At 60.8% G+C, this 10,602-nt stretch carries 7 protein-coding genes; 5 read left to right on the top strand and 2 right to left on the bottom strand.

The window, feature by feature from the left end; genetic code table 11:
* Positions 1 to 5: 5 nt before the first annotated feature.
* Positions 6 to 2,510, bottom strand: a complete 2,505-nt coding sequence (locus NTD80_RS13880; RefSeq protein ID WP_262134045.1) for a Tc toxin subunit A — start codon at positions 2,508 to 2,510, stop codon at positions 6 to 8.
* Between the two features lie 285 nt (positions 2,511 to 2,795).
* Between NTD80_RS13880 and NTD80_RS13875 the strand changes: the two genes are divergently transcribed.
* From NTD80_RS13875 to NTD80_RS13855, 5 genes are all read left to right on the top strand, one after another.
* Positions 2,796 to 3,737, top strand: coding sequence for a rhodanese-related sulfurtransferase (locus NTD80_RS13875; protein WP_033900937.1), 942 nt, complete (start codon positions 2,796 to 2,798; stop codon positions 3,735 to 3,737).
* 36 nt (positions 3,738 to 3,773) lie between these two features.
* On the top strand, positions 3,774 to 4,376 hold the full coding sequence (locus NTD80_RS13870) for a DsbA family protein (RefSeq protein WP_177343946.1): 603 nt from the start codon (positions 3,774 to 3,776) through the stop codon (positions 4,374 to 4,376).
* Entirely contained in the window at positions 4,369 to 6,183 is a 1,815-nt protein-coding gene (locus NTD80_RS13865; protein ID WP_065904319.1) for an ABC transporter ATP-binding protein, read from the top strand. The genes NTD80_RS13870 and NTD80_RS13865 overlap by 8 nt, the downstream gene beginning before the upstream one ends.
* A gap of 71 nt (positions 6,184 to 6,254) precedes the next feature.
* Complete coding sequence (locus tag NTD80_RS13860; RefSeq protein WP_262134044.1) at positions 6,255 to 8,717, top strand: EAL domain-containing protein; 2,463 nt, start codon at positions 6,255 to 6,257, stop codon at positions 8,715 to 8,717.
* A gap of 77 nt (positions 8,718 to 8,794) precedes the next feature.
* A complete protein-coding gene (locus NTD80_RS13855) occupies positions 8,795 to 9,562 on the top strand; it encodes a TenA family transcriptional regulator (protein WP_207200669.1) in 768 nt (255 codons plus the stop codon).
* A 20-nt stretch (positions 9,563 to 9,582) separates the two neighbouring features.
* On the opposite strand, the gene NTD80_RS13850 is transcribed toward NTD80_RS13855, so the two are convergent.
* The gene (locus tag NTD80_RS13850) at positions 9,583 to 10,509 is read right to left on the bottom strand and encodes a GGDEF domain-containing protein (protein ID WP_065904326.1); all 927 of its coding nucleotides are present in this window, start codon (positions 10,507 to 10,509) and stop codon (positions 9,583 to 9,585) included.
* Positions 10,510 to 10,602 lie beyond the last annotated feature (93 nt).

Here is a 10,602-nt window from a genome sequence, read left to right as displayed (position 1 = left end):
CAGCGTTATTGATGTGCGGCGACGACGGCTTCACCCACGGACTGCCAACTGCTGAAGTCGCTTTGGATATCCAGTTCGCTGGTGTCGAGCAGGGTCTGGCTGGAGAGTCGGGTGAGGGTGCAGGCTTGCCGGCAGCGCATGATCCAATCCAGTTGGTCCATGGACCTGACCATGCCTGAGGGCAAGGTCGCCGTGAGCACGCGCAGCTCCCGTTCGTCCCAACCCAACCATTGACTCAGCTGGGCGTTGGGGTTTTGCGGCCCGTTGTTGTTGGCGCCCTGGAAAAACGCCAGGAGGCTGTCCTGTGCCAGGCCATACGTATCGCAGCAGTCTCTGAAACGCTGCAGTAGATAAAGCGTGCCCAGGTTCAGCCCGACCAGCGCCCCTTTCTTCATCTCACTGTCCAGCCAATGAGGGTTGAGCAGTAATTGACGTAGCGACGTGGCGTTAACCGGCAAGGACAACAATGTGGTGATGTCTGGAAGCAGCAGGATCAGGTGTGCCGGTGCCGGTGCCGGTGCCGGTGCCAGCTCAGGCTCAGGCATGAAATGTTGGTCGTAGTAGAGTTTCAGCTCATTGCTGTAGACGGCCGGCTCCGGGCTTTCCAGGAACTGTTGGATGCATGGGTGCGGCCCCTGTCTCAGCAGGTCGACCCCGCGCTGCAGTGCCGGACTGTCAGTAATGGGTTCCAGCAGCAATTGCTGGCGCAGCTGCGTCACGCTGGTACCGCAGGCCTTGAGCCACGTGACGGCCCAGTCCATTTGCATGAGCACATCGAGAAAATCCATCGGAGCGGCTTTCTTGATGCGTAATGTGGGGGTGACCAGCGAGGCCCAGGTCGACGGGCCGAGCAGGTCGGCCAGTTGTTTGCAGTGCAGGACAGAAAGGCCGAAGACTTGAGCGATCCGCGCTTGCCGATAGATCGCGGAGTAGGTGGCAAGGTTTCTGGCGACAGGTGCCGGCGTGGCCTCGATGAGCAGTTGCAGTGAATCCGGCGTGTCCCTCAACGCCAGCGCGGCGCAGAGTTGCTGGCGGGTATGTGAATCGAAGGCTTGGTCGTCCAACGGCAGGGGTTGCGAGGACACCGCTGTGCGATTGAACACTTGATCGAACAGCGGCTGCTCATTGGCGCTGGCCTGAACGGGCAAGCGATGCAGCCACGCGGAAAACTCCAGCGGCTTCAGGGCGTAGTACCGACTCAGGTAGCGGTACACGCCTTGTGCGCGCAGGGTGTTGTGGCTGATGCGCAGGCTCGGGTTGGCTGCGCCCTCGCACTCCATGGCGCTGACGATCAAAGTGTCCAGTTCGGCGAAAGGCAGATTGACCCACTGTTGCAGGCGGATCATCCGTTGCATGCGATCAAACCGATCGTGCGAGGTATTGAGCAGTTGTGCGGTTTGCCTGCTGCTGGATATGCCTTCCACGGTCATGGGCGGCTCATCAGTACCGTTGACGTAGCGCGCACCAAAGGTCGGCAGTGTCTGGCCCCGGGTCGAGAGAGAGGCGTGGGGAGCGAAACTGTTTTGCGCCAACAGTGCTTGCAACTGGAGGCTGTTCAACGCCGTACATTTCAAGAAGACGTCGAGGTTCTCCAGTGGGATTGCCATCTGGGATGGCGGTTTCCGGGGGCGGCCGTAGTAGATTTCATACAACGTGTCTTCCGGGACCAGCGGTTGCGCCAAGAGCTTTTGCTGCTCCGGGCTCAGTTCACCCAGCAGCCGCTGGGTATTGGGAGTGGGCTCTATGACCGTCGCATAACGTTGGCTGCTGGCGTCGTCAAACGGCAAGCGTTTGCTGATTCGATAATTCAACTCACCCAGGGAGTACCGGGTACCCGAGAGTGCCAGTTGACACTGGCGATGGTGATGGTGGTAAGGCAATGCCATGGGGTAGCGTGCCTTCCTGAGTTGTTGATGCAGATCCTTATCCGGATGGTGGAGATTGATCTGCATGTGCAACATCTCGTCAATGATGGTCAGCAGAGGGCGTTGAGAAAAGGTTGTGTCGTGGTCGATCAATAAGCGCCCCAGGTCCGGACGCCGTTGGCTCAACAGGATTTTTTTTTTACCGGTTGCCGCGCCTTTTTTTTCCAGTTGAGTTGCAAAAAGAAACAGCGTGCGCAGGTAGGCAACCGGTGAGTCGATAGCGGCGATGGCCTCCGGGTGACAGACATTCCCCCAGTCCTCGTCGAGCGGGCTGGGCGCCTTTGAACCCAGGTCGCGCTTGCTGCGCGAGGGGGCAGGGCGCAGGCTCACTGATTGTTGGTCGTGCAGCCATTGCAACTGGGTGGCGTAGGACAGCGCACTTTCGTAGGCCTGGGCGCCATCGTCATCATTGTATTGAGCCAATTGACGGATGAATTCGGCCTTGGGCTGCTCGACAATGTCGAAGACGCTGGTGAGGTTGAGTCTACTCAAGGCGGTACTCAAATCGACCCTCCCAGCGCCAGGAGTGACGGGGTGTTCCACCAGTTGCGCCAGTAGCGGACTGCTTGGATTTGATGTGTCCATATCAATCGATCTTCCAATAAAACTGTCCAAAGGCGGGTCCCATGGGCGACGCAAGACGCTATCACGCAGGTGGTCTGGGCCGAGGTCAGCCAATGCCGTGAGGGCGTCAAGGAAATATCGGTGATTGAGTGTCGATGCAGTCGCATCGGGGTTTTGCTAGAATCCGCAACGCGCCGCCCAGTCGGCGCGTTTTTTTTGCGTTTACTGGCAGCTTGCGGCTCAAAGCCTGCAGCTGCCGATATCCGGTTCACCCCTTACGAGGGTAGCCACCTGGAGAGAACACCCATGACTCAACCGATTGTCGTGGCGGCACTGTATAAGTTCGTCACCCTGGAAGATTACGTCGCCCTGCGCGAGCCATTGCTGCAGGCAATGGTCGACAATGGCATCAAAGGCACTTTGCTGATCGCCGAAGAAGGCATCAACGGCACCGTTTCCGGCAGCCGCGAAGGCATTGACGGGCTGATGGCGTGGCTGAAGAACGATCCACGCATGGTCGACATCGACCACAAGGAATCGTACTGCGACGACCAGCCGTTCTACCGCACCAAGGTCAAGCTCAAGAAAGAGATCGTGACCCTGGGTGTCGAAGGCGTCGACCCGAACAAAAAAGTCGGTACCTACGTTGATCCACAAGACTGGAACGCGCTGATCAGCGATCCGGAAGTGCTGTTGATCGACACGCGTAACGACTACGAAGTATCGATTGGCACCTTTGAAGGCGCAATCGACCCGAAAACCACCAGTTTTCGCGAATTTCCCGACTATATCAAAGCCAACTTCGACCCTGCCAAGCACAAGAAAGTCGCGATGTTCTGCACCGGCGGCATTCGTTGCGAGAAGGCCTCCAGCTATATGCTCAGCGAAGGATTCGATGAGGTCTACCACCTCAAGGGCGGCATCCTGAAGTACCTCGAAGAGGTGCCCCAGGCAGAAACCAAATGGCAGGGCGACTGCTTTGTATTCGACAATCGCGTGACCGTGCGCCACGACTTGAGCGAAGGCGACTACGATCAATGTCATGCCTGCCGCACACCGGTGAGCGTAGAAGACCGCGCGTCCGAGCACTATGTGGCGGGCATCAGTTGTCCACATTGCTGGGATAAGCTGCCGGAGAAGACCCGTCGCAGCGCGATCGACCGGCAAAAGCAGATCGAGCTGGCCAAGGCCCGCAACATGCCGCACCCGATTGGCTTCAACTATAAGCAAACCCCTTCCGAGGCCTGACCCATGTCCGCGCGCCTGCTCTATGTAATGGACCCGATGTGTTCCTGGTGCTGGGGCTTTGCCCCGGTGGCGCAGGCGTTGGTAGAGCAGGCCCAGGCGGCCGGGGTGGAACTGCACCTGGTGGTAGGCGGCTTGCGCACCGGCAGCGGCGCGGCGCTGGAACCGACCACCCGGCGCTACATCCTGGAGCACTGGCAGGCCGTCACCGATGCCACCGGCCAGCCGTTCAAGCGCGAAGGTGCGTTGCCCGACGGTTTTGTCTATGACACCGAGCCGGCCTGTCGCGCCATCGTCACCGCGCGCAGCCTGGCGCCGGATTGCGCGTGGACACTGCTGGGCCTGATCCAGCGCGCGTTTTATGTCGAGGGTCGCGATGTGACCCTCGCCAGCGTGCTGGTGGAACTGGCCGAACAGGCCGGCATCCCGCGCATCGAGTTTGCCGGTGCGTTCGACCGTGCCGAGCAGCACGCCGCGACCGCCGCCGACTTCACCTGGGTCCAGGATTTGGGCATCGCCGGTTTCCCGACGCTGCTGGCCGAACGCAATGGCCAGCTCGCGTTGCTGACCAACGGCTACCAGCCGCTGTCGGAACTGTCGCCCTTGCTCGCCCGTTGGCTGGAGCGAGCTGCCTGTGTATGACCGGCCCGATGAGCAACCCAAACGTGTCGACCGACTGACCTGGGCGGAAATTCGCCGCCTGGCCCTGCGGCACCGTAAATCCCTGTGGATCGCCAATGGCGTTGCCGTGCTGGCGACCCTGTGCAGCGTGCCCATTCCCTTGCTGTTGCCGTTGCTGGTGGACGAAGTGTTGCTGGGCCACGGCGATGCCGCGCTCAAGGTGATGAACCATGCGCTGCCCCTGGGCTGGCAGAAAGCAGCCGGTTATATCGGCCTGATGCTGCTGGTGACGCTGACGCTGCGGTGCGGCGCCCTGGTGTTCAACGTGGTGCAGGCGCGCTTGTTTGCGCGGCTGGCCAAGGACATCGTGTACCGCATCCGTGTGCGCCTGATCGAGCGCCTCAAGCGCATCTCCCTGGGTGAGTACGAAAGCCTGGGCAGCGGCACGGTGACCACACACCTGGTCACCGACCTGGACACCCTGGACAAATTCGTCGGCGAAACCCTCAGCCGCTTCCTGGTGGCCATGCTCACGCTGGTCGGCACCTCGGCCATCCTGGTGTGGATGCATTGGCAACTGGCCTTGCTGATCCTGCTGTTCAACCCGCTGGTGATCTACGCCACGGTGCAATTGGGCAAGCGCGTCAAACACCTGAAGAAGCTCGAAAACGACAGCACCTCGCGCTTCACCCAGGCGCTGACCGAAACCCTGGACGCGATCCAGGAAGTACGCGCCGGCAACCGCCAGGGCTTCTTCCTCGGACGCCTTGGCCAGCGCGCCCAGGAAGTGCGTGACTACGCGATCAATTCGCAATGGAAAAGCGACGCGTCCAGCCGCGCCAGTGGCTTGCTGTTCCAGTTCGGTATCGACATCTTCCGGGCGGCGGCGATGCTGACGGTGCTGTTTTCCGACCTTTCCATCGGCCAGATGCTCGCGGTATTCAGCTACTTGTGGTTCATGATCGGCCCGGTGGAGCAACTGCTCAACCTGCAATACGCCTACTACGCTGCGGGTGGCGCGCTGACGCGGATCAACGAGCTGCTGGCGCGTGCCGACGAGCCGCAATATGCGGGCGGCGAAGACCCGTTCAGCGGCCGCGAAACCGTCGGCATCGAAGTCCGCGGCCTGGACTTCGGCTATGGCGATGACCTGGTGCTCAATCAGTTGAACCTTGCCATCGCTCCCGGTGAAAAGGTCGCGATTGTCGGTGCCAGCGGTGGCGGCAAAAGTACCCTGGTGCAGTTGCTGCTCGGGCTGTACACGCCGCAGGCCGGCAGTATCCGTTTCGGCGGAGCGACCCAGCAGGCCATCGGCCTGGAGACCATTCGCGAGAACGTCGCGGTGGTGCTGCAACACCCGGCGCTGTTCAACGACACCGTTCGCGCCAACCTGACCATGGGGCGCGAACGCACTGACCAGGCCTGCTGGCAGGCGCTGGAAATTGCCCAGCTGGACGCCACGGTCAAAGCCCTGCCGCAGGGTCTGGACAGTGTGGTGGGACGCTCTGGCGTGCGCTTTTCCGGCGGGCAGCGCCAGCGCCTGGCGATCGCGCGCATGGTCCTCGCCGAACCGAAAGTGGTGATCCTCGACGAGGCGACCTCCGCCCTCGATGCCGCCACCGAATACAACCTGCACCAGGCGCTGGCGCGGTTTCTCAGCGGCCGTACTACACTGATCATTGCTCACCGTTTGTCGGCGGTTAAGCAAGCGGATCGAGTATTAGTGTTCGACGGCGGTCATATTGCTGAGGACGGCGATCATCAGCAGTTGATTGCCGATGGCGGCCTGTACGCCAAGCTATATGGACACTTGCAGCAAGTGCGTTGATTTAGCCTAGGCTTAGCTATCGGAAGCGGATTTTCGCGTGCGTATTTGGCAGTGCATGTGTAAGGGACTTCATGAAGCAAGAGCGGACTCTCGGAACGCCTCGGCTGTTGGGCATTGTGTGGCCCTTCATCGCCGTCGTGCTGTTTCAGGCATTGTTGGGCTGCGTCAGTCTCTACGTGCTTTCAGCGGTGCGCGGCTATGTGGCCGGTGAAAGCCTGTGGTCGAAGGGCCAGAAAGACGCGATCTACTACCTGACGCTCTACGCCGACAACCGTGACGAATCCACCTATCTCAAATACCAGCAGGCGATTGCCGTGCCCCAGGGCGGGCATGAGCTGCGCATCGCCCTGGATCAGCCCACGCCCGATCTTGCTGCCGCCCGCCTGGGCATCCTCAAGGGCGGCAACCACCCTGATGACGTCTCCAGCCTGATCTGGCTGTACCTCAATTTCCGGCATTTCAGCTACCTGGAAAAAGCCATCGAGCTGTGGACGGTGGGCGATGGCTACCTGATGCAGCTCGATGACCTGGCCCGGGAGATGCACCAGGCGATCCGCCGTGACCAGGTCAACGCCAATGATGTGCGCCAATGGAAGGCGCACATCATTGCCATCAACGAAGGCGTGACACCCGCCGCCAAGGCGTTCAGCGACGCGCTGGGCGAAGGCTCGCGGATGATCCTGCGGCTGCTGCTGATCACCAACCTGACCACGGCCCTGGGCTTGATCGTGCTGGCGCTGCTGCGTACCCACAAGCTCCTGGCCCAGCGCCATGCCTTTGCCGATGCGCTGCAGGAAGAGAAGGAGCGGGCGCAGATCACCCTGGAGTCGATTGGCGATGGCGTGATCACCACCGACGTCGAAGGCAGCATCACCTACCTGAACCCGGCGGCCGAGGCGCTGACCCATTGGAACACGGCGCAGGCCCAGGGCCTGCCGCTGGCGGCGTTGTTCAACCTGCTGGATGACAATGCCCAGCCCGACGGTTTCACCTTGATCGAGCACATCGTCAAGGGCCAGCTCAGCAGTGGCAGCGAGCATTCAAAAACGATCCAGCGCCTGGACGGCAGCACCGTTTCGGTCAACCTGGTGGGCGCGCCGATCCGCAGCGCGAGCAAGGTCACGGGCGCGGTGCTGGTGCTGCACGACATGACCCAGGAGCGCCAGTACATCGCCAACCTGTCGTGGCAGGCGACCCATGACGCCCTGACCGGCCTGGCCAACCGCCGCGAGTTCGAGTTCCGCCTGGAACAGGTGCTGCACCCGGCCGGAGGCGCGCAGAGCGGGCGGCATGCGTTGATGTTTCTCGACCTGGACCAGTTCAAGCTGGTCAACGACACCTGCGGCCATGCGGCGGGTGACGAACTGTTGCGGCATATCTGCGCACTGTTGCAGTCGGACCTGCGCGAAGGCGACACCCTGGCCCGCCTGGGCGGCGATGAGTTCGGCATCCTGCTGGAGAACTGCCCGGCACCGGTGGCGGAAAAAATCGCCGAGAGCCTGCGTCATACCGTGCAAAGCCTGCACTTCGTGTGGAAGGGCCGGCCGTTCATGACCACCGTCAGCATCGGCCTGGTGCACATCGGGCACACGCCGACCACCCTTGAAACGTCGCTGCGGGCGGCTGACATGGCGTGCTACATGGCCAAGGAAAAAGGCCGCAACCGCGTGCAGGTGTACCACGCCGATGACTCGGAACTGTCCGTTCGCTTTGGCGAAATGGCGTGGGTGCAGCGGCTGCACATGGCGTTGGAAGAAAACCGCTTCTGCCTGTACGCCCAGGAAATCATGCCGCTGGGGCACACTGACGGCGGCAACGGGCATATAGAAATCCTGCTGCGCCTGCACGATGAGGGCGGGCGCATCATCCTGCCGGACAGCTTTATCCCGGCGGCCGAGCGCTACGGACTGATGACCTCCCTGGACCGCTGGGTGGTCGAGAATGTCTTCAAGTTGATTGCCGCTTGCATGCATGAACGTCCGGGGCGTCCGATGGCCATGTGTGCGATCAATCTGTCAGGCATTACAATCGGTGATGATGACTTCCTCGGATTCTTGCGTGAGAAATTTCATACTTACAGTATTCCACCCAGCATGATCTGTTTTGAAATTACTGAAACCAGTGCAATTGCAAACTTGGGCAGTGCGATCCGCTTTATTAATGAACTCAAGGCCTTAGGCTGTCATTTCTCGCTGGATGACTTCTGCGCCGGAATGTCCTCATTCGCTTATCTCAAACATTTACCTGTAGACTTCCTGAAGATCGATGGAAGTTTCGTAAAGGATATGCTGGACGACCCGATTAACCGCGCGATGGTTGAAGTGATCAATCACATTGGCCACGTCATGGGTAAGCGCACAATTGCAGAGTTTGTTGAAACACCGCACATCGAACAGGCGTTGCTCGAGATCGGGGTGGATTACGCTCAGGGTTACCTGATCGAACGACCGCAGTTGTTTACCTTTGATAGTCTGCAGTGTCGACCTTCGCGGCCGCAGCCCCTGTTATTCAAGGCGCCCGGCACATTCCGCTGAAACCTTTGCTGGTCTGTACATCACACTTAAAAAGGAGCCCGACAGTGATCGACACATTCAACAGAACCGGCCCGCTTATGGAAGCCTCGAGTTACCCCGCCTGGGCGCAACAACTGATCCAGGACTGTAGCGAGAGCAAGCGGCGCGTTGTCGAACACGAACTGTACCAGCGCATGCGCGATAACACGCTCAGCGCCAAGACCCTGCGTCACTACCTGATCGGTGGCTGGCCCGTGGTGGAACAGTTTGCCTTGTACATGGCGCAGAACCTCACCAAGACCAAGTTTGCCCGCCATCCTGGGGAGGATATGGCGCGACGCTGGCTGATGCGCAACATTCGCGTGGAGCTGAACCACGCCGATTATTGGGTGCATTGGGCCCGTGCGCATGGGGTCAGCCTCGAAGAACTGCAGGCGCAGAACGTGCCGCCGGAGCTGCACGCACTCAGCCATTGGTGCTGGCACACCAGCTCGGCCGATTCGCTGATCGTGGCCATCGCCGCGACCAACTACGCGATCGAGGGGGCGACCGGGGAGTGGTCGGCGGTGGTGTGTTCCACCGGTGTCTACGCGGCGGCTTTCCCCGAGGAAGACCGCAAGCGCGCGATGAAGTGGCTGAAGATGCATGCCCAGTACGATGACGCCCACCCGTGGGAGGCACTGGAAATCATCTGCACCCTGGCCGGCATGAACCCGAGCAAAGCCTTGCAGGTTGAGCTGCGCCAGGCCGTGTGCAAGAGCTACGACTACATGTACCTGTTCCTGGAAAGCTGCATGCGCCTGGAGAAGGAAAAACCAGCGGTGCTGGTGCGTGAGCGCCCGGCGCGGGTGGCCAGCGAAGCCTGATGTAACGGCGGTGGTGGGGGTTACCCTGCCATCGCCAGGCGGTTGCGGCCTTCGCGCTTGGCCACGTACAAGGCGTTGTCGGCCCGGCGCAGCAGGCTTTCGGCAGACTCGGCGGCCAGCAAGGTCGAGCAGCCGAGGCTCACCGTCAATTCGATCCGTTTACCCTCCGCCGAGTAATCCTGGGCCTGTGCCGCCTGGCGCAGGCGTTCGCCGACCATTGCGGCTGCATCCCGGCCGGTGTTCGACAGCAGGATCAGAAACTCTTCCCCACCAAACCTGAAGACCATGTCGACATTGCGCAGCTGGGCCTTGATCGCTCCGGCGACGGCGCGCAGGACGTTATCGCCGGCGGCGTGGCCGTAGGTGTCATTGATGTTCTTGAAGTGGTCGATGTCCAGCATCAGCAGCGACAGCGGGTTCAGGTGACGACGTGCCATGTCGATTTCCCGTTGCAGGGTCTGGTCCATGGCAATCCGGTTGCCGGTCTCGGTCAACGGGTCACGCAGCGCGCTGCGGGTGGCGGCGCGGTAGAGCAGGGCGTTGCGCATCGGGTAGAGCAAGGTTGCCAGCAGCGACTCCAGCTGGCCGAGTTCCTCTTCCAGCAGGCGCTGGTTGCGCCGGAAAATCAGCTCGCCCAGGTGCTCGCCTTCGTGGCTCAGGCTATAGCTCATCGAATGGTGGCCGCGATGACCGAACTCCAGGCGCAGATCGCTGGCAGCGTGGCGATATTGCAGGGCGTCCAGCGGCACCAGGCGCTGGATCTCGCGGAAAAACGTCGCGAGGATGCGCTCCGGTTCCAGGCTGGTCTGCAGTTGCATGCCCAGTTGCTGGCGAAGTTGCAGAAGGGTGATGGGACGGCGCGGCAGGAGGGACGGCTGACCAAAGCCCAGGCGTTGCAATTTGGCACTGTCGAAGTCAATTGCGTTGGTCTGGGTGGGTGTTTTCATAAACGATCGGCCTCTAAGCACTTGGCTGTCTTACAGGCTCGATGAGAGTGGCGAGTGCCAAGCGTCTTACTGTTCCTTCAGTTCCGTAAAACA

This window comes from Pseudomonas sp. 13B_2.1_Bac1 (assembly GCF_025466155.1).
Lineage (GTDB): Bacteria > Pseudomonadota > Gammaproteobacteria > Pseudomonadales > Pseudomonadaceae > Aquipseudomonas > Aquipseudomonas aylmerensis.
This window is presented reverse-complemented; position numbering and strand designations above follow the sequence as displayed.